Consider the following 19,313-nt stretch of genomic DNA (forward strand, 5'->3'; position numbering starts at 1 on the left):
CACAGTATACCGTTGCGCGTTAGAAAACGAACTACCCGCTCACGACACTAGGAGGGCTGCCTGCTGTATTTTCGTGGCCAGATAGGATGACTTCGACCCGGAGTCATGAGCCCTTCGTTCTTAGGCTTCTGGATAGCGACAGCCTGTTGATCTAAGCAAATCGCTTACTGTGCCCCGGGAGATGGCGCACTCTCCGTGGGGCCTTTTCAGCCCGATTTTCTTACTTATATGCGACATTACGGTCAAAAAGGCGACGACTTTAACCTTCACCCCCTATAAAATTTTTTTGCGGGACGGAGTTGTTATATTTGAAGGCAAACAAAAAAGCAGCGCATTTTGCCCCACCGATTTTTCCCAGAAAAAACTCGATTTCTGACGCCTTTGCTGTTGCTGCTGCTCTGCTTCGAATCGTGTTGAACTGACCTTCTCCATGCCCCCCAGTGGGGGGCATTGGGGGAGTCGCCCTTTTGGCCGAAGGCCACTGCTTTTGACTTTGGGTTCAAAAATTTTCTTTGAGTAACAAAAAATGAGTGAAGCTCACTGATACCTAATGGGGATAGCTACGTCTGGCGTATGCATGCCTAGGAATGTGACGGCTGACATTAAAGATTGGTAGCTCATGCGACAGCATTCTGCTGGGGGCGAGTGGGGTGCTGAGCTGTGCAGTATCAAACCATCGATGAGTGCCAAGCTGCTCAGCATTGACGCGGATGCATGCTCAGCAGATTCGTTGAGAGAGAGGTCGCCTGTTGACCAGACGTGGGCCGTCTGATGCAGCGATGGCAGCCCTGATTACATTCGTTGTCGAGTAGATACTAAGCCTTACGCCGATTGCTACAACTCCTCGGGCGCTACAAAGGATCAGTGATGTACGTCGAAAAGAGCTTCACTCCTCAGCAGCTATTCGAGATGGTCTGGGCACGACCGGTTTTGATAATCGCCAAGGAAATTGGCGTATCTGATGTAGGCCTGCCGCAAGGCCGGGATCACATTGCCTGCCCGCGGCCACTGGGCTAAGCCAGAGTCGAAAAGGCCCCGGCGTCCAAAACCGCCAGTCTCCACTATACCCATCACGTTCCATGTTCTGGATATCCCAAAATCTGAGAAACCTAAGCCCCAGAGCCCAGTCAAAGACCTCGGCACGTTAATCGTTCCAACGGAATTGGTAGACCCGCATCCGTTGGTGAGCAAATGGCTCGCTGCAGCGAAGAAAGCCAAGGAGCTCAACGGCGCGCTAGTAGTAGAGAAGTCGCGGGTTTTGAGTTCCCACATTTCTTCGACGGAAATTGGCCGGTGCGCGATTCTGTTCGACAGCCTGATCAGGGCGAGTGAGGCCGTGGGCTACACGTGGGGTGTAAATGACAATGGAAGCTTCGTACGCCTGGACGGTGAGGATTTACTGATCACGATACAAGAGCGGATTAAACGATACGATATCCCTCCGCCGCCCCCCAAACCTTTCAAGCCTGGTCAGAGGGGGGAGCCTGATTTCACATCTATGAGAGCAGCCCGCTTTGGCTGGGAACCTACTGGCGTGCTATCCCTCATCGTGGATGCACGATCAGAGGTTTTGATCCAAAAAACTTCGGCGGACAGTAAGACCGGTAAGCTTGAATCGAAGCTTGGTCAGATATTGACAGGATTTGTTCGAATTGCTGCCTCTGTGAAAACCCGAAGGTCATCTGACGAAACCAATCGGTGTCGTTGGGCCGAAGAGGAGCGGGTAAGGAGAGAGAAGATTGATCAGCAGCGTCGTCAGGAAAAGCTGCGTCAAAATTTAATGATAAACCTGGAGAATTGGGAGCGAGCTCAGCGACTGCGCGCGTTTATTCAGGCGACGATGGATGCGTCACCGCAGGACGAAGCATCTCAAATGGCACTGGCTATTTGGGTTAGCTGGCTACGCAAAAAATCGAGCTGCTCGATCCTCTAAAAGTAGATATTCAGAAGGTTGTCGACTTGTCTGTGGATTTGCCAAATTCTGAATATGGTTACTGGAGCAGTGGCAAGAAGCCCGAGGATTGGTTGCCCTGATTTTCATTTGGATTTGAACTTAACCTGCGTTAAGATTCTCTACAGATCACTCATCACATTTTGGAGTATTTACATGTCCCGTTTGGCGGAATTCAGACAGCTCGAGCAAAAACTCGCCGTACAATTGGCCGAATTGGAGGCCATGAAAGGTAGCAGTGAGCTTCAGAACGAGATCGAGTTTGAAACCAAATTGCGCGATTTGCTTGCAAAGTATGGTTACAGTCTGAGAGATATCATCAACCTGCTGGATCCGCAGGCTGGTCGCCGTGCTGCCCCGGTAGCTGCAGAGAAGGCTCCTCGCCGAGCCCGTCAGGTCAAGCAGTACAAAAACCCGCATAACGGGGAAATCATCGAAACAAAAGGCGGAAACCACAAGCTTCTGAAAGAGTGGAAAGCTGAGTACGGTTCTGACGAAGTTGAGAGCTGGGTGTCGTAATTTGTCGCGTGCACCGACGGTAAGCTAAAAACGGCCTTAGGGCCGTTTTTTGTTCGTGCCAGTTCTTACTTGAGAGCTTGGCTTTGTCATATTCACAAGTGTCCTTAACCTAGCCTGTGCGCTTTGATGGTGTTGTGAAGTGGCCAGGCCTTTCTTGAATACATGCTTTGAACTCCACAGGTCTGGCCAAATGAACGGATAGCAGGCACTGTGGTAAGACCATTCAGCGCCTCTACATAAGCGCTGTGCCTACGCAGAGTCAAGGATGAGCTGTGACTACCCCTGAAAGCGTTTTCTTTCTACCTGGAGCCTCTGGCAACGTCCAGTTCTGGCATCCGGTTGCTGAAAGACTCAGATCAACAATACCCATACGCCACATGGGATGGCCTGGCTTCGGCACCACAGCACCCAGCCCGAAAATCGCTAGCCTGAAGCATCTTGCATCGTTGGCATTGGACGAAATCGATAGACCCACGGCATTGGTAGCCCAATCCATGGGGGGAGTCGTAGCCATCCATATGGCACTTGAGCGGCCTGAGTTGATTACTCATCTGACCTTAGCTGTCACTTCGGGCGGGATGGGCGTTTCTGCACTGGGTGCCGAGGACTGGCGGACAGAGTTCGAAACCGACTACCCGGACGTACCACGCTGGTTTCTGGATGACCGAACCGATCTCACGGCTCGCCTGCATGAGCTACGCATGCCGGTATTGCTCCTATGGGGTGGCTCAGATCCCATAAGCCCATTACGGGTCGGGCAGTTGTTAGCACAACGCATCCCTGGCGCTCGGTTGAAAGTTTTTCCCGAGGCTGCTCATGATCTAGGGCGTATTCATGCTAGAGAGGTCGCGAACCTGATTGATGAACACCATGGCTTTTGAGGTGTATCGAGTCGCTTTCAAGCAAGCTCCGTGAATCAGGCATTGGAATTTGCTATGCGGCGATGTGCCAAAGACCGTATCGAGCTGGCCTGAGCCCTCTGTGAGCTCAGGCCAGCTCAAGCGATTACTCCATTTGGGCGAGAAGTGCTTTAGCCACACCTTCAGAGCTTGCTGGGTTCTGACCTGTAACCAACTTGCCGTCTTCGACGATGAATGGAGCCCAATCTGGGCCCTTCTCATAATGGCCCCCCAGGCGCTGAAACTCATCTTCGATCAGGAATGGCACCACGTCGGTCAACTCCACGGCGGCTTCTTCGCCGTTGGTGAAACCCGTTACCCGTCGGCCTTTGATCAACGGGGATCCGTCACTACCTTTAACATGGCGAAGTGCACCAGGCGCGTGGCATACAAACCCGATGGGCTTGCCGGCGCGTTCGAATGATTCGATCAGGTTGACAGAGGTTTTCGACTCTGCGAGATCCCACAGAGGGCCATGCCCACCTGGATAGAATACTGTGTCAAAGTCTTCCGCACTGACCGTATCGAGCTTGATGGTTGCTGACAATGCCTTCTGGGCGGCTAGGTCAGCATTGAACCGGCGCGTCATGTCGGTTTGGAAATCAGGCAGTTCACTTTTCGGATCGAGTGGCGGTTGCCCACCCGCTGGGGATGCCAGCACAACCTCGGCACCTGCGTCTTTGAAGACGTAGTAAGGTGCAGCGAACTCCTCCAGCCAGAAGCCCGTTTTCAGGCCGGTGTCGCCCAGTTGATCGTGCGATGTAAGGACTATCAAAACTTTCATTTCACTATCCTCTCGATCAGAAATCCTGAGATGTTGGACGCAGGACAATTTCATTGATGTCCACATCCGCCGGTTGTTCGATGGCAAATGCGATGGCTCGCGCAACAGACTCTGCAGGAATTGCGTTCTTGTAGAAGTCAGCCACCGCCTGTGCACTGGCTTCGTGACCACTACCGAATTTCAGCTCGGAATCGACCGCGCCTGGCTCGATGGTGGTGGTACGGATGTTCTTCCCTACCTCATGGCGCAAACCTTCCGAGATCGCCCGGACTGCGTATTTCGTACCGCTGTAGACCGAACCGCCAGGGCTAAAGACCTTGATGCCCGCAACAGACGAGACGTTGATGAAGTGACCCGACCCTTGCTTTTCAAACAGGGGTAGGGCGGCAGCAATGCCATACATCACCCCCTTGATGTTGATGTCGATCATCCGATCCCATTCATCAACCCGCAGTTCAGAAATAGGCGCGATCGCCATTAGGCCAGCATTGTTGATCATCACATCCAAACGGCCAAACGTGTCCACTGCGTGTTGCACGAGGGAAATCAAGTCCTCACGACGTGTGACGTCCACCACGAGCGCCGTGGCTTTTCCACCGCTGGCTTCGATTTCTGCAGCAATTGCTTTGAGGCGATCTTCGCGTCGTGCAGCCAACACGACCAAAGCGCCCTTGCTGGCCAAGTGGCGAGCAGTGGTCTCACCCAGGCCGCTGCTTGCACCCGTGATGACGACGACCTTTCCTTCGATACCTTTGCTCATTTCAGAAGCCTCATTAGGTGGAGATGGCACCGATTATGAGTTGTCAAATCATCACAGAGAATGGAATATTCAGGATTTTAAAATTCCAAAATATGGAACAATAACGTGCTGAATCGGCTTGAGATGGTGAGGGTTTTTTTGGCGGTCGTTGATTGTTCATCCTTTCGCGAAGCTGCGAATCACCTAGGAACATCGCCTCAGAAAGTTACCCGGGCGGTGCAGGAGTTTGAACGACTCATGGGCGAGTCGCTGTTCCACCGCAGCACGCGACAGATGAGAATCACAGATTTCGGAAGGGAGCTCGCGCAAGAAGCGAGGGCGGCAATAGAAGGCTTTGACCAGCTCTTCTCTAGAGCGGATCGCGGTGATGGGCAAGAGATCATGGGGCGAGTGGGACTGACTGCACCGCATGCGATCGGCAAGCTCTACCTAGCCCGTTTCCTGGCTGAGTTACGTCGGCAGTATCCGAAACTGAGCATCGACCTAACTCTGGACGATGAGCTAACGGATTCGGTGGCATCCAAAATCGATATCGGGATTCGAGTGGGTACTGTCCGCGATCGTCGATTCATCGCGAGGACGGTGGCAAGCGTTCCGTTGCTTGTCGTGGCCGCACCTGAGCTCATAGCCAGTGCTGGAGCGCCATTGAGTCTTATGGAGCTGAAGACCATGCCTCTATCGCTGCTTCAGGATCGTAGATCCGGACGCGGTTGGCCGTGGATTTTTCCCAACGAGGAGAGCTTCATTCCCGAGCAACCTGGCTTCACATGCGATGACCCGGAAACTGAGTTGGAAATGGTGCTGCAGGGGGGCGTGTTTGCTCAAATGCCTCTTTACTTGGCTGAGCCTCATTTGTCGCAAGGCACCCTTGTTGAGGTGATGTCAGATCATGCTCCGCAACCACTCGATCTGGTTCTCTACCGGACGCGCCCAGGGCCTGCGCCGCGGAGAATAAGGTTGGTCTATGACTTCTTACTGGAAAAGCTCAGTGATCAACGTCTATTTCCAGGGGGAGCACCTACGGTTGGGCATGTGCCGTAGCAATAAACCGGTGTAGTGGTGCGTTCGAGAACGTGAAAAGGCTGACATTCCGGCAAGCCGCGTGGCATTGGGTAGTCTCAGATCACTGCAGGTGCAGAAAAATGGAGAGGGGTTGATGGCGGGTGCTCCTGCTGTTTTCAGTTCAGCCACTTCTCCGCTTCCCCCAGAAAATGCATGACTGCTCGCGATCGTTCGTCCACTCGAGTGATGAGCGACAATTCGCTCTGCATGTCTGGCTGACTCAGTTCCAGAGTGCGGATGCCCGGCATGCTCAATTGTGTAAGGGTCTCAGGAAGAATACTGATCCCGATGCCAGCGGCTATCAGGCCAGGAATGCTCATCAAGGACGGCACATACATGATGTTAGAGGGGTGCAACTGGTACTGACGGCATAGCTGGAGAGTGTGTGAGGTGAGGCCTATCCCAGCAGGGTCTTCCAGAAAGATGAATTTCTCTTGTCGGAGAGATGCCAAGTCACCATTGAAGTCCTGTGCCAATGGATGATTGTCAGGGGCCAGCAATACCAACCTGGAGAGGCTAAAACAGTGTGTAGAGGTGAGCTTCTCGGTGATGCAAAGCGCTCACTCATCGAACTGGCTTATGGGAGAAGTGAGTCTTTGACTCAGGCCTGCCAACATGCTCGACAGTGACTCAGCCATACCGGTCGATCTCCTATCAAGTGAGTTATATCAACACCGCTGCTGCTAAAAGGGCTGGAGTTCGATCATGTGCTCATACCGGATGCTGCTCATTTTCTGACCGAGCGCTTCGCCTCGGCCAAGCTCTTTTACGTTGCGATTTCGCGAGCTAGACACCACTGGTGATTGTCTCTTCAAACCCTATCTTGCAATTTCCTAGGCCAGTGCTTTAAGCCAACCCCTAGGAGAAAAAAGCATGGCGCAATTAGGGGGGCTGGTTGACTAGTTGGACGGCCATAGAATTTTTGCCAATACCGCTTGCTGCACAACCCTCGGAGTCAGTGCCAGTGCCTCTGCACGGTCGACTTCGGACGCCCCTGTAAAGATCGTTTCTCACCGGAGCGATGTAGTGCAGCCAGCGCCTCTGGGAGGCGCTGGAATTGCGACGGTTACGGGTCAGGTGTAAGTCGAGAGCAGAGCTCGCAAGAAATCTTTCCTGCGGTGAACGCTGCTGAGGATTGTGTAGTCGCGTTCTCCGTCGTGGGAGAGATGACCTGCGCCTGAACGAGCCACGCTATGCGTCGCTGCCGAACATCATGAAGGCCAGGAAGAAGCCGCTGGAGACCGTCAAGCCTGACGATCTGGGCGTTTCCCTCGTTTCGACCCAAGACCGTGAAAGTTGAAGCGCTGGCTGCCCGCAGCGCTGGCATCAAGGTCAAATCGGTGGCCGAACTGGTCGAGAAGCTGAAGAACGAAGCGAAGGTGATCTAAATGACTATCTTGGTTGTCGCTGAATACGAGAATGGTGCCGTAGCCCGGCCACCCTGAACACTGTTGCCGCTGCCGCCAAGATCGGTGGTGATGTGCACGTCCTGGTCGTTGGCCAGAACGTCGGTGGCATCGCCGAATCCGCCGCCAGGATCGCAAGCGTGGCCAAGGTGCTGGTTGCCGATAACGCTGTCTACACCCACGCTCTGCCAGAAAACGTAGCGCCGCTGCTGGTCGAGTTGGCCAAGAGTTACAGCCACGTGCTGGCCCCGGTCACTACCAACAGCAAGAACATCTTGCCACGCGTTGCCGCGCTGCGGGACGTCGACCAGATCTCCGAAATCATCTCGGTAGAATCTGCAGACACCTTCAAACGCCCGATTTATGCCGGTAACACCATTGCCACCGTGCAATGGAGCGCTACGGTCAAGGTCATAACTGTGCGCACCACCGGCTTCGACGCAATAGGCGCTGAAGGTGGCTCGGCGACTGTTGAAACCGTCTGCTCTACGCACAGTGCGGGTATCTCAATCTTCGTCGGTGAAGCGCTGGCCAAGTCCGACCGCCCGAAGTTGACCGCTGCGAGGGTCGTTGTATCCGGTGGCCGCGGCTTGGGCAACGGTGACAACTTCAAGCACCTGTACAGCCTGGCCGACAAGCTCGGCGCTGCCGTCGGTGCCTCGCGCGCTGCGGTCGACGCAGGCTTTGTGCCGAACGATACGCAGGTCGGCAAGACCGGCAAGATCGTTGCGCCACAGCTGTATATCGCCGTCGGTATTTCCGGCGCGATCCAGCACTTGGCCGGCATGAAGGACTCCAGGGTGATCGTTGCGATCAACAAGGACGAAGAAGCGCCGATCTTCCAGGTAGCCGACTACGGCCTAGTCGCTGACTTGTTCGAAGCGGTTCCTGAGCTGGAAAAGCTGGCCTGATCGGCCTGCAGCCGTACACGTAACCCGGGCTCTTGCAACAAGGCCTGGGTTTTAGCAGCACAATCTAAGATGATCGATTTTGGTCTCAGCCATGCCAGCACTTACTCATCATACCTCACTAACTACGAATCATTACGCCTTGAATAGCTTGTCATTCGCTTGTCCAGCAACGTTTGGCTTATACTAGATGAGTGGCGCCTGGTAATTCGGTCAGGTAAATCTTCAATGGATAGAATGTGGAATGACTTCACTCCACCAATACTGCCACCTGAGGGTATTCCTTGCACTCGAATCGATACATACCCGTTAAGGAGCCCATCGGTTGATAGCCAGTTCACAAATTTGGGATCTGTATTCGATAGCACGTAAGTGTAAGTGCCATCGGGGTTTGACACTGCCTGTGCTCCATTCAGGCTGCCTGTTTTATTGATGTAATTGCGAGAACGAGCCCACGGATCCATAACTTGAGTACCGATATAATTGGCTGATCCAGGATCTACTGTGATGACTAAAACCTCATCTTCAACGAGTGTAAAGCGCCGATTGACGACCCATCCCCAGCCCCCAGTTCGCAGCAGGAGTTCAGGTATCTCACCGTCGATCACAGGTTGAATGCTGCTGAGAATAGGAAGCCAGTAGTCAACGAACTCTGGAACAAGCGCCTCAGCATCTTTTGTAAGTTTGTCAAATGCTCTCCTCGGCTGAAGTGAAGGGCCAGAGACCCGCCGAATGCTTAAGCGGTTGGGTGATTGCTTAGCCCAGTCAGACAGGACATCCCTAATCATGAGGTATTTTGCATCGGCGGTACTCTGTATGTGGTTAGCTCTTCCATTTGCAGGCTGATTGTCGATGGTTATCTCAAAAAAACCATCGAATCCTACTAGAACTTCATGGTTAGCTAACATCGCAATATGATTCTCTCCAGTCATGCCCTTCCAACTGCTGGTGAGCTCAAAAAGATACTGTGATGGTGGTGCGCTTCCTAATTTCCCAGTAATTAGGTACTGACTATGACTATCAATTGCAACGATGCGATAAACGTTGTCGGGGTTGTCAACAATGTATCGTGCGCCTGGCCAATCCCTTCTGGGAGGGCTCTCATGTAGCATTATTTTAGGCCGCTGTGGGTCGTCTGCGGCCAAGTACGAGATAGCCCCCATTGCTAACTCGCGAACTGCTGAGGGTAGCGTCTTTTGAGCGTCAGCTGTTTGGGCCAGTGGCAATGAGCCAAGTTGTTTTTCCAGCTTTTCGATAGTTGCTTGGATGTTTGGCGAATTGAACAGGCGCAAGCATAAATTTTCTAGCTCTTTATTTTCTTTCGTAAGCAGCGCGGAGGAGAACAATTCCGCTTGTGGCTTCAAATCATTCAATGATTGAAGTGTATTAGGTGTTGGGAGGTGGGTCGAAGATCTATCTTGGCTCATTTATGCCTCATTTATCTAAGATAGTTGAGCATTGGATTGCGCTGTGAGTATTCTTAGTCGAGTGTGTCAACGGGCTGCGTTGGGAGCAGACAATCCCCGGTCAAGGAGGCCGCAGGGCGGCCTCTAATTCTGGTGTTCTAGATATTTATTCTATTCGCTTCGTCAGAAGTCATACCGCGCTGTTGCGCCCAAAGTTCGGGGTGTGCCCAAGAATCCTGAATAGCCACCATTGATTTCATTGAAAAATGTAGTGTAGTAGGTCTTGTCGAAGGCGTTTTTGACCCACAATGATAAATCCCATTGGCCTTGCCCCCAGTTACCTCGTAATCCTGTTGAAAAATTGGCTACGCCATATGCGGGGATTTGTGCATAAGATGAATCCTCTACGGTGCCTACAGCTTTAGAGCGATAAGCGTAGCTACCTGTGACATATGGCACTAGGTTATCGCCCCAATGCCATTCATACACGCTGTTGATGTTGGCGATCCATTTTGAAGCGCCTACTACTTGATTACCGCTGAGATCACAAGATGCTGGGGCTCCGGGTTGATAGGCTACCTCGGGAGGGCAAGGGGCATCTTTATAAGAAAGATAGCGTACATCGTTATAAGAGCCATTGACGTTTATCGTCAGGCCACGTAGCGGGATGAGCGTGGCTTCTAATTCTGCCCCGCGAGACCTAACTGAACCAGCATTGGTTAAATACTGGACACGATTAGCTTCGTCATACCCAGTGGTCTGATAACCATTGACTCGAGTCCAGAACAAGTTGCCGTTCAGTTGGAGGCGGTTGTCAAGTAAAGTACTTTTGATGCCCAATTCAAGGTTGTTCGCACGCTCGCTGCCGATCTCTAATGACTCTGCCCCTGCTGTAGGCGCGGTGCCGACAGAAAGGTTAACACCACCGGATTTTTCGCCGTGCGAAAGTGTCACGTAACCGAGAAGATCTTCGTTGAAGATATAGCTTAAGCTTAATAGTCCAGATGGGCTGAAACTATATTGATTTAAACTCCCAGATTCATACGCTCCGAACCGAGCGTTTCGGGATACTAATGCAGCGCCTGAAACTGGCTCGCCGCCAATTGATGGGCTACGATTGACCCAGGCGTCTTTCTCTTCGTACGTACCCCGCAAGCCCGCGGTGAAGTCCAATTTTGGCGTAAGGTGCCATGTCCCTTGGCTGAACAGCGCGAAGCTGTTGGTTTCAATATGCCCCTTGCCAAGGCTTTGAACGTTCGATAGAGCGCCAGTTGGAGTTCCATTCCATAGGTCGGCCAGAGGGCCATTACTGATTTTAGTTTCATTGTCTAAATCAGATCCGAAATAGTAGGCTCCCAGAACGTAATCAAATGTGCCACCAATAGGAGAAGCCAGCCTGAACTCTTGTGACCATTGTTTATCCTGAACCGACACGCCACTGTTGTTAGTGACTGGTACATTTAACGTGTCATCGTTACGAGGGCTGAAATCCCACCATCGGTAAGCGCTGACGGATGTAAGAGTGAAGTCACTAGATAGCTTCCAATTCGCCTCTGCCGATAGCCCACCTTGGTGCACTGTAACGCGCTGAACTCCATCTATATTGACTCTGCGCTTGCGTCCATCAACTAGTGTGGCGCCGACGGCAGCAGCTCGGGATTCAAAGCGGTTGACGCCATTAATAGTTGGGCCCGTGCTGTAGAGTGGATGTGTGCCGGCGCTAGAAGACTCCTCATTGTAGTCGCTTATGATGCGTAAACTGAAGTCTTCACTAGGTTTGTATAGTAATTGACCTTTAAACCCCTCTCGAGAACCGCCATTGAGGTCATGGCCATTATATTCATTTTTCAGGTCACCATCGCTGCGACTTCGGTACGCCGAAAAGCGTCCGGCCATCACTTCGGAAATAGGCCCGGAAATAGTCCCTTTTGTCTGGAAGAAACCATCCTCTCCGAATGAAGTTTCGATGCTCCGCTCAGGTGTAAAGCTCGGCAACCGAGTGCTAATATTGACTACCCCAGCGGTTGTGTTCTTGCCGAACAGAGTACCCTGTGGGCCGCGCAGTACTTCAAGCTGTTCGATGTCCATTAGGTCAAACACTGCCATCCCTGGCCTTCCTAAATAGACATTATCAATGTACAATCCGGCGCTTCCTTCTAACCCATCGCTACCGGGGTTGTTGCCTAGTCCGCGAATTGATACGCTTGACTGCCTAGCATGCATGTAGGCCACGTTTAGACTAGGTGTCAACTGCTGAAGATCTTGTATGCGGTAAACTCGCTGGTTCTCTAACGCCTGTCCGCTTATAACACTCATCGTAGCCGGTACATCCTGAGCACTTTCCTCGCGACGGCGGGCAGTTACCGTCACTGCTTTCAGGCGTGTATTATCCAACGTTGCATCGCTTGCCGCTTCGGGCTCTTTGCTAGCGGGATCCTCCGAAGCATGTGCTGGTGAGCAGGCGATGTAGCTTGCTAGCAATAAAGTCGCTGGTAAGGTTTTAAGCGGAAAAATTGGTTTCGTGGAAATACGCGATAAATAAGTCATTGAAGTTCCTTGGGGCGTAATCACACCCATTACCCAAGCCATCTCGAATTTTTCGACTCGAATTTGGGGGCTTGGTTAATTTTTTGTGATAAATCTGCGTCTATGTTAGTTGTTTCTTTTTTATTGGGATGGCGCCATAAAGCTGCGTGGGGTGCTAGCTACATGCTTATCTGTTTCCACTCGCAGGCAACACTAAAAAAGTTGAAAGTTAGGGTGAGCGAAATATCGTTATGGCTCTGATCGTCTAACCGTGACCATTCCTCGAGAACAAGCGCTTTAGACTCGAGTGATGGTGTGTTTCCTGGTCGAGCGAGTCACGCCTTCCACTCGACGTTACTATTCTCATTGCAGCACCTACGCCCCTTGACACTCGGTGGTCGGTATAGCTGTAGTTGGTGTATTTGAAAATTTTGGTAGTACTGCTCAAGGACGAGCCTCCAGGCTTGGTCGGTTCTACACGCGGCGAAGTTAGGCTCATATGCCTTTATGATCTAAACAAAGATCTAAAGCTTTGTTGACGGCATAAGAGTCAGCATTTAAAACCTCTGTCTGGCTTAGGGCCAATACTTTCGACCTATTTTTTAGATGCCGGGAACGCATATGGATTTACGCCAGCTTCGCTACTTCATCGCTCTTAACGAACATCGCAGCTTCGTACGGGGAGCTGACGCCATGGGAATCACACAACCAGCCTTCAGTCGCAGTATCCAGGGATTGGAACAGGAATTTGGTTGCGTATTGATAGATCGTGGCAGCAAAGATCTGCGTCCGACGCCGGAGGGTCATGTAGTATTACACCATGCACTCAATATACTAAAAGACGCTAATCAGTTAACCCGAGAAGTAGCTCAAATGACGAAGCTCGATGCCGGTGAGCTTCACTTTGGTTGTGGCCCTGCTCCGGCGGTGAAACTAGTTCCGGACGCCGTAGCGGGATTTGCGGCAGCTTATCCGGGTGTCCGAGTCAGATTCGAAACTTCTAACTGGGAAAAACTAAGTCGTAGTTTGAATCGAGAGGAGATTGAGTTTTTTGTTGCCGATATTCGCCATTTCGAGTCAGATCCTAATTTTCATACTCAGCCACTCACACCACGACGCGGAGTGTTTTTTTGCAGGCCGGGACACCCATTGTTATCCAAGACTAACTTGTCTCCTGACGATATTTTCGATTATCCGTTAGCAAGTGCGATGTTGCCTCCAGGAGCCCGTAAACGCCTTGCTGCAACCAGTGGCCGTTTGGATTTCGCTCTAGCGATACAAACCGATGATTTCAGTAGCCTGGCTAAGATTGTACGGAACACTGATGCGGTCGGCATGAGCACGGAGGAACACTATGAGCAAGATATTCTGCCTGGATCGTTGGTGCGTCTGCGTTTCCGCAATTTTCCGGGCGAACAACCTGGTGGCTCAGCAATTTTCGGGATTATTAGTCGTGCAGGCTTCCGCCTATCTCCTGCGGCGCGAGCGATGATTGATATAATTGTTGGGCTAGATAAGTCGCACTGTGCTGCTTGAAATAGGTTAAAGCATGCTTAAATTTTTTGCTGTATGGATGTTTGCAATAAGCTATTGTTGTTGCGCTCCGTCTATGTGTGAGGGTTCTAAAATTCAAAGTACCGTTTAGCATTTTTAATAATGCTGGTGAGCTATTTTGATATCTTATTTATCCTAAAGCGTCTATGTCCTTATTTAGGAATACGTTTTTTGTTATAAAATTCAATGTTTGACTATGGTTGCTGGGGTCGCTGCTTGACGTTTTAGAATGCTCATGCATATTTCTCGTATATATCTCGTTTTGTAGAAAATATGCGCAGAGCGATGCCTCAAGTCGTATTAAATTTTATGAGGCGGTGCAGTTATGCATGTGTGGCATAGAAAATATTCGGATAAAGCATTGGCGGTTTTTGCAGAAGACGGTACTAATGACGTCTTTTAACTCAAAGACCAGTTCACATGTTTAATAGTAAGTTGATGCGAGTATTTGATCGCTGGTTTGTAACCTACACGCCAACCTTCGGAGAGTCGAATGCTTGGTGACCGAACCCTTTCTGTCTCACCTCGTTGGCATCCATGGTGGATTGTTTTTACTGTCCGTCTGAGCGGCGCCTATGTGCCATTGCTCATCTTCGCGCTGTGGTGGATCGCTGCCCGAGACCACCTGATGAGTGCGCAAATTCTTCCCTCGCCGGGGGGGGTTTGGCTAACCGCACTAGAATTAGGCCGCGGGGAAATCTGGCAAAATATTGCAGTGAGCCTTCTACGTCTGGGGCTCGGCCTGCTGGCAGGCATTAGCTTCGGCGCGCTGCTCGGTGCTTGCCTAGGCGCCAGTTCGAGACTGCAGAATCTGGTGCTCCCGACCTTCAGCGCATTGGCGCAGATTCCGACGCTGGCATGGATTCCACTGTTTATGGTTTTCTTCGGAATCGGTGAGTTACTAAAACTCATGGTGCTTATCAAAGCCGTTGTGGTTCCGATCACGCTACACACTCTTGTAGGCGTACGCGATGCTCAACCAGGCTTGCGGGAGGCCGCTGCGGTGTTGCGTCTGCCTAAATTGATGCTCATCCGTCGGTTGATCATCCCCGCCGCAATGCCATCATTCATGGCTGGAGTGCGTTTGGCGCTCTCTGCGGGCTGGTCATCCTTGCTGGCAGTGGAGCTATTGGCATCGAGTGAGGGCATCGGTTACCTAATGGTCTGGGCTCGGCAGTTGTTTATGCTCGACATCGTATTTGTATGCATCGCTGTGATTGGCTTGATTGGAGTGGTTTTGGATCTGTTGATTGGCTGGGTTGATCAGAAAACAGTGCACTGGCCACATCCACCGACCTCACGGCTCAAGCGCTTTCACCGCCCTGGCGGTCGGCAGAGTCTTACAGCTTTGTATCTGCCCCTGACACTGTTGGTATTGTGGCAAACCGCGTACCAGCTCCATTGGGTTGATCGGGAGATATTGGTATCGCCCTTGCGAGTCTTGGGAACTCTCTTTGCGGGCATGCTCGATGCCAGTTTGCTGCACGCCATTTCCTCCAGTCTTACCCGAGCACTTATGGGCTTGCTCATCGGGGGCTTTTTTGGATTAGCCGCGGGCCTGCTTCTAGGGTTATCCCGGCCTGCTGAGCGACTATTTGGCCCAAGTTTGGGAGCCCTAAGGCAAATCGCGATCTTCGCTTGGGTTCCACTGCTAACTGCTTGGTTCGGATTAGGCGAGTCGGCGAAGTGGGTGTTCGTATCATTCGCGGCGTTTTTTCCATTATATATCGCCACTCATCGGAGCGTCGCTAGCCAGTCAGAGCAATTGAATGAGGTCGCGCTAGTGCTAGGGCTGAACCTGCAGCAACGCCTCAGGAAATTTGTGTTGCCCGGCGCTGCGCCCGGCATCTGCAGTGGATTGCGTCTGAGTCTGATTTATTCTTGGCTAGGAGCAATCGGCTCCGAATACTTCATGCCGTCGAATGGTGGTATTGGTAGCCTAATGATTGGGGCGCAACAACTAATGGATATGGACAAGATTATGGCTGCGATGCTGCTGGTTGGGATCACTGGCGGGATGATCAACCACCTCGGGCACCGTATAGAGGCGCGTGTCACGCGCTGGAGGCAAGCATGACTCATCCAATCGTTAGCTTTACTAATGTTGGAAAAGCTTTCAATATCGACGGAGGAATATTCCAGGCGATCAATGATTTTAACTTGGAAGTTTCAGAAGGTGAGTTCATTGCAGTCGTGGGCGCCAGTGGGTGCGGTAAATCTACTCTATTACGTCTATTGGTTGGTTTGGAGACTGACTATAGCGGTGATATACGCGTGGATGGGAGGAGAGTTGAAGTAGTTGGTGCGGGTTGCGGCATGGTGTTTCAAGAGCATCGGCTTTTTCCATGGCTGACAGTGGAGGGTAATGTCGGCTTGGGGTTAGTAAATGATGGGTCTACTAACGAGCAAAAAAAGCGGAAAGTAATGGAGTTTATCGACCTGGTAGGTCTTAGCGAGTTTTCTCGTGCCTATCCGCATCAATTGTCCGGCGGAATGGCCCAAAGGGTGGCTATCGCTCGAGGTCTAGTGGGGAGCCCACGCATCTTGCTGTTGGATGAGCCTTTCGGCGCGCTGGACGCGCTCATTCGTCAGCAAATGCAAAATGAGCTGCTTCAGATTCGTGAACAGTCCAAGATCACGACTGTGATGGTCACTCATGACGCGGAAGAAGCAATCTTTCTCGCCGATCGAATTGTTGTGATGGATCCTCGTCCAGGACGTATCAAGCGTATCATCAAAGTTAACCTGCCTCGACCACGTAGTCGTAGTCAGTACGAGTTTCATTTGCTGCGTGAAGAGCTTTTGCATGAGCTGACAAGTGATGAGCTCTATGTGTTGCCTAATAAAAACAGTATCAACGGTATTGATTCCGCTCTCATTGCGCAGTAAATATTCAGCCTGCTGTGATGTCACGAGCAAGGCGAGGTTTTTTGCTTGTATCTAACTCATCTGGCTTTAAATATTTCAGGATGCTCTTCATTAACCTGGCGGTGTGCAAGGTGAGGTTTCGGGCGTGCAGTTGTTAAAACAGCAATTTTCCGGGCAGCGGCGTATCCTCTGCCCACATCTTCGTCAACGTATTCAATGCCGAATCGTTCAGGGAGGTTCATATCGACCTGGAGCGTGCCGCACTGCCAGTCCCGGCCAATCGCGTCGCGCAAAACGAACTCAAGCTTGGGCCCGTAGAAGGCACCTTCACCAGGATTGACCTGACAGACGAGGTTCATTTCTTCGAGAGAGTGGATGAGCGCACCCTCGAGTTGATCCCAAGTGGCGTCACTGCCGATTCGGTTGGCAGGGCGAGTAGACAGCTTGATGCGCACTTCCTCGAAGCCAAACTGGCGATAGATGTCCAGAACTAAAGCCACGACGGATCGGCACTCCTCGTTCATCTGTTCAGGAGTGCAGAAAATGTGCGCGTCGTCCTGGGTAAAGTGACGAACCCGAAGCAATCCATGGAGAGAGCCGGAAGGTTCATACCGATGGACTTTACCGAATTCGCCCATGCGAATCGGCAAGTCGCGATAGCTCTTGAGGCCGTGTCGATAGAGGAGGGTGCCGCCTGGGCAATTCATCGGCTTGAGAGCTAGGGCGCGACCATCTTCGGTTTCTCATTGCATATGACCGAATTGAGAAAATTGCAGGTAGCATCGATGGTGTTAACGCCTCCGTCGAAATTGATGCGCAGGGTCGCTGGCTTGTGCCAGGAATGATCGACGACCAGGTGCACTTTCGTGAGCCTGGCGCTGCTCACAAGGCAACCATGGCGAATAAGTCCCGAGCCGCCGTTGCGGGTGGGATTACCAGCTTTATGGACATGCCCGATACCAATCCGGCTACCTTGTCCCTCGCCGCGCTTCAAGATAAGAAAGCCCGAGCCGCTGCTTCGTCAGTCGCAAACTTCGGCTTTCACTTTGGAGTCAGCAAGGACAATCTGGATGTAGTCGCCAGTCTTGACCCGCAGCAGGTCGCAGGTGTGAAGGTGTTCATGGGCGCGTCGACGGCAGACATGCTCCTTGACGATCCTCGAGTACTGGAGCGGCTGTTTGCCAATGTACCTACTATCTTGCTCGCGCACTGTGAGCATACGCCTACAATCTTGGCCAACGAGGCTCATTACCGCGAGCAGTTTGGTGATTTCATCCCGCCGGCAATGCACCCGGTAATTCGAGATGCGGACGCTTGTTTCCGCTCATCAAGCTTGGCAGTGGAGCTTGCCAACAAGTTCAACACACGCCTGCATGTGCTGCATTTGACCACGGCTATGGAGCTGAAATTATTCGAGCCTGGCCCTCTTGCGAACAAATTGATCACTGCAGAGGTCTGCGCACATCACTTGCTATTCGATGACCGTGATTACGCAAGCCTTGGCAATCTCATCAAATGCAACTCCGCCATCAAAACCCGAGAGGATCGTGATGCCCTGCGCCAAGCTCTCCTGTATGATCGCATCGATGTAATCGGTACTGATCATGCCCCACATACGTTGGCAGAGAAGCAGAGGGCGTATGCTTCTGCGCCGTTTGGATTACCCCTGGTTCAGCATGCGCTTCCTGCGTTGTTTGAGCTGGTGGAAGAAGGTGTTCTGCCGATTACTCAACTGGTGCAAAAGACGAGTCATGCGGTTGCGGACTTGTTCGCGATCCAGGAGCGCGGATATCTGCGAGAGGGGTACTGGGCAGACCTCGCTCTTGTAGAGCGTTTAGAGGAACCACGACCAGTCGCCCATGACCCGATCCTTGCTCACTGTCAGTGGACACCGTTAAAAAATCACCAGTTGCGGCACCGAGTAATGACGACTGTAGTTTCTGGGCAACTGGCCTGGCATGGCGGATGCGTTAATGAGAGCTGCCAAGGCCTGCCTTTGGCCTTCGGTGCGCAGCGATCCTGACAACTCAAAATTATCGAGCGAGAGTGACCGACATGACGGAACAAGAGCAGCTTTCTCTGCCAGCTGACGATTACATGGACGCCGCGCAACAGGGGTTCTTCCGAGAGCTGCAGTGGCAATTGCGCCTGCTTGAGCGGGAGAAGAAGCTATTGGACAAGATTGACGAAGCCTTGGAGAGGATCTCGCGAGGAGAGTATGGATGGTGCGAAGAGACGGGAGAGCCCATTGGATTGCGACGTTTGCTTCTGCGGCCAACTGCGAAGTTGAGCGTTGAAGCCAAGGAGTGGCAGGAAAGGAAAGAGCGGCATGTGCGGGAAGACTAGGCTGGTTAGTAGTTGACCCAACAAGATACTTTAAACATATGGGGATCGATTCCTTGCCTAAGGCGGCTCGATTGCTATTTTAACATTATGAGTGCTAAAGCTTCCGCTAGGAGTACAGCTAAGCTTGGTTATAGTTTTTTGAGGGCGCTCTGCCTCACTCCTTTCTATATACACGATAAGTGATGTGCGGAAAATAGCGCGCTCGTTGCAATCTCCTCATTTCGCTTTTGCATCACTTGCATGACCTACCCGGTGTGGCGTATTCATTGGCTTATGCCCTTGTGCATGGTGCTTAGCTATTTTTTTCTGTTTGTAAAATTCAAT

Annotated in this window: 15 protein-coding genes and 4 pseudogenes; 13 read left to right on the forward strand and 6 right to left on the reverse strand. The window is 51.8% G+C overall.

Translation table 11 applies throughout. The annotated features are described in order from the left end of the window. The first annotated feature begins 867 nt into the window (after window positions 1-867). The 4 genes from IAE38_RS17595 (at window position 868) to IAE38_RS17610 (ending at window position 3,351) form a co-directional block, all read left to right on the forward strand. Complete coding sequence (locus IAE38_RS17595; protein ID WP_201165527.1) at window positions 868-1,017, forward strand: hypothetical protein; 150 nt, start codon at window positions 868-870, stop codon at window positions 1,015-1,017. A gap of 166 nt (window positions 1,018-1,183) precedes the next feature. Next, window positions 1,184-1,933: a hypothetical protein gene (locus IAE38_RS17600; protein WP_201218457.1), complete on the forward strand. Its 750-nt coding sequence runs from the start codon at window positions 1,184-1,186 to the stop codon at window positions 1,931-1,933. 174 nt (window positions 1,934-2,107) lie between these two features. Then, on the forward strand, window positions 2,108-2,470 hold the full coding sequence (locus IAE38_RS17605) for a histone-like nucleoid-structuring protein, MvaT/MvaU family (RefSeq protein ID WP_201165524.1): 363 nt from the start codon (window positions 2,108-2,110) through the stop codon (window positions 2,468-2,470). 272 nt (window positions 2,471-2,742) lie between these two features. Next, a complete protein-coding gene (locus IAE38_RS17610) occupies window positions 2,743-3,351 on the forward strand; it encodes an alpha/beta fold hydrolase (protein WP_201218458.1) in 609 nt (202 codons plus the stop codon). A gap of 124 nt (window positions 3,352-3,475) precedes the next feature. On the opposite strand, the gene IAE38_RS17615 is transcribed toward IAE38_RS17610, so the two are convergent. Continuing rightward, window positions 3,476-4,153, reverse strand: coding sequence for a type 1 glutamine amidotransferase domain-containing protein (locus tag IAE38_RS17615; protein ID WP_201165522.1), 678 nt, complete (start codon window positions 4,151-4,153; stop codon window positions 3,476-3,478). A 16-nt stretch (window positions 4,154-4,169) separates the two neighbouring features. Then, window positions 4,170-4,913: an SDR family oxidoreductase gene (locus tag IAE38_RS17620; protein ID WP_201165519.1), complete on the reverse strand. Its 744-nt coding sequence runs from the start codon at window positions 4,911-4,913 to the stop codon at window positions 4,170-4,172. 123 nt (window positions 4,914-5,036) lie between these two features. Here IAE38_RS17620 and IAE38_RS17625 point away from each other — a divergent pair, with 123 nt between their 5' ends. Next, window positions 5,037-5,954: a LysR family transcriptional regulator gene (locus tag IAE38_RS17625; protein ID WP_236404154.1), complete on the forward strand. Its 918-nt coding sequence runs from the start codon at window positions 5,037-5,039 to the stop codon at window positions 5,952-5,954. Between the two features lie 137 nt (window positions 5,955-6,091). On the opposite strand, the gene IAE38_RS17630 is transcribed toward IAE38_RS17625, so the two are convergent. Continuing rightward, window positions 6,092-6,475, reverse strand: coding sequence for a LysR family substrate-binding domain-containing protein (locus tag IAE38_RS17630; RefSeq protein WP_236404152.1), 384 nt, complete (start codon window positions 6,473-6,475; stop codon window positions 6,092-6,094). Window positions 6,476-6,682: 207 nt separating this feature from the next. On the opposite strand from IAE38_RS17630, the gene IAE38_RS23915 reads away from it, so the two are divergent. The 3 genes and pseudogenes from IAE38_RS23915 (at window position 6,683) to IAE38_RS17645 (ending at window position 8,292) form a co-directional block, all read left to right on the forward strand. After that, window positions 6,683-6,778: a hypothetical protein gene (locus IAE38_RS23915; protein WP_328804914.1), complete on the forward strand. Its 96-nt coding sequence runs from the start codon at window positions 6,683-6,685 to the stop codon at window positions 6,776-6,778. A 365-nt stretch (window positions 6,779-7,143) separates the two neighbouring features. Beyond that, window positions 7,144-7,363: pseudogene (locus IAE38_RS17640) on the forward strand (electron transfer flavoprotein subunit beta/FixA family protein); the annotation flags it as partial. After that, window positions 7,364-8,292: pseudogene (locus IAE38_RS17645) on the forward strand (electron transfer flavoprotein subunit alpha/FixB family protein). 122 nt (window positions 8,293-8,414) lie between these two features. Here the strand turns inward: IAE38_RS17645 and IAE38_RS17650 are convergent. Further along, window positions 8,415-9,716, reverse strand: coding sequence for a hypothetical protein (locus IAE38_RS17650; RefSeq protein ID WP_201165515.1), 1,302 nt, complete (start codon window positions 9,714-9,716; stop codon window positions 8,415-8,417). A gap of 162 nt (window positions 9,717-9,878) precedes the next feature. Beyond that, window positions 9,879-12,242 (reverse strand): TonB-dependent receptor, encoded by a 2,364-nt coding sequence (locus tag IAE38_RS17655; RefSeq protein ID WP_201218459.1) that lies wholly within the window; start codon window positions 12,240-12,242, stop codon window positions 9,879-9,881. Between the two features lie 600 nt (window positions 12,243-12,842). Here IAE38_RS17655 and IAE38_RS17660 point away from each other — a divergent pair. The 3 genes from IAE38_RS17660 to IAE38_RS17670 all read left to right on the forward strand — a co-directional run bounded on the left by IAE38_RS17660 (window position 12,843) and on the right by IAE38_RS17670 (window position 16,664). Continuing rightward, window positions 12,843-13,757 (forward strand): LysR family transcriptional regulator, encoded by a 915-nt coding sequence (locus tag IAE38_RS17660; protein WP_201165511.1) that lies wholly within the window; start codon window positions 12,843-12,845, stop codon window positions 13,755-13,757. Between the two features lie 511 nt (window positions 13,758-14,268). Next, a complete protein-coding gene (locus tag IAE38_RS17665; RefSeq protein ID WP_201165509.1) occupies window positions 14,269-15,852 on the forward strand; it encodes an ABC transporter permease in 1,584 nt (527 codons plus the stop codon). Then, on the forward strand, window positions 15,849-16,664 hold the full coding sequence (locus IAE38_RS17670; protein ID WP_201165507.1) for an ABC transporter ATP-binding protein: 816 nt from the start codon (window positions 15,849-15,851) through the stop codon (window positions 16,662-16,664). Before IAE38_RS17665 ends, IAE38_RS17670 begins: the two co-directional genes overlap by 4 nt. 179 nt (window positions 16,665-16,843) lie before the next feature. On the opposite strand, the pseudogene IAE38_RS17675 reads toward IAE38_RS17670, so the two are convergent. Further along, window positions 16,844-17,383: pseudogene (locus IAE38_RS17675) on the reverse strand (aminoacyl--tRNA ligase-related protein); the annotation flags it as partial. Between the two features lie 2 nt (window positions 17,384-17,385). On the opposite strand from IAE38_RS17675, the pseudogene IAE38_RS17680 reads away from it, so the two are divergent. Both IAE38_RS17680 and IAE38_RS17685 read left to right on the forward strand, forming a co-directional pair. After that, window positions 17,386-18,666, forward strand: a pseudogene (locus IAE38_RS17680) (dihydroorotase); the annotation flags it as partial. A gap of 32 nt (window positions 18,667-18,698) precedes the next feature. After that, entirely contained in the window at window positions 18,699-18,989 is a 291-nt protein-coding gene (locus IAE38_RS17685; protein WP_201164993.1) for a TraR/DksA C4-type zinc finger protein, read from the forward strand. The last annotated feature ends 324 nt before the right edge of the window (window positions 18,990-19,313 follow it).

Origin of the sequence: Pseudomonas sp. S32, from assembly GCF_016648095.1 — a bacterium.
GTDB lineage: Bacteria > Pseudomonadota > Gammaproteobacteria > Pseudomonadales > Pseudomonadaceae > Aquipseudomonas > Aquipseudomonas parafulva.

Bases quoted from the DNA above. Each gene is read 5' to 3' on its own strand.
- IAE38_RS17595 (WP_201165527.1), top strand. From the start codon at position 868: ATGTACGTCGAAAAGAGCTTCACTCCTCAGCAGCTATTCGAGATGGTC.
- IAE38_RS17605 (WP_201165524.1), top strand. From the start codon at position 2,108: ATGTCCCGTTTGGCGGAATTCAGACAGCTCGAGCAAAAACTCGCCGTA.
- IAE38_RS17615 (WP_201165522.1), bottom strand. From the start codon at position 4,153: ATGAAAGTTTTGATAGTCCTTACATCGCACGATCAACTGGGCGACACC.
- IAE38_RS17620 (WP_201165519.1), bottom strand. From the start codon at position 4,913: ATGAGCAAAGGTATCGAAGGAAAGGTCGTCGTCATCACGGGTGCAAGC.
- IAE38_RS17625 (WP_236404154.1), top strand. From the start codon at position 5,037: ATGGTGAGGGTTTTTTTGGCGGTCGTTGATTGTTCATCCTTTCGCGAA.
- IAE38_RS17650 (WP_201165515.1), bottom strand. From the start codon at position 9,716: ATGAGCCAAGATAGATCTTCGACCCACCTCCCAACACCTAATACACTT.
- IAE38_RS17655 (WP_201218459.1), bottom strand. From the start codon at position 12,242: ATGACTTATTTATCGCGTATTTCCACGAAACCAATTTTTCCGCTTAAA.
- IAE38_RS17660 (WP_201165511.1), top strand. From the start codon at position 12,843: ATGGATTTACGCCAGCTTCGCTACTTCATCGCTCTTAACGAACATCGC.
- IAE38_RS17665 (WP_201165509.1), top strand. From the start codon at position 14,269: ATGCTTGGTGACCGAACCCTTTCTGTCTCACCTCGTTGGCATCCATGG.
- IAE38_RS17670 (WP_201165507.1), top strand. From the start codon at position 15,849: ATGACTCATCCAATCGTTAGCTTTACTAATGTTGGAAAAGCTTTCAAT.
- IAE38_RS17685 (WP_201164993.1), top strand. From the start codon at position 18,699: ATGACGGAACAAGAGCAGCTTTCTCTGCCAGCTGACGATTACATGGAC.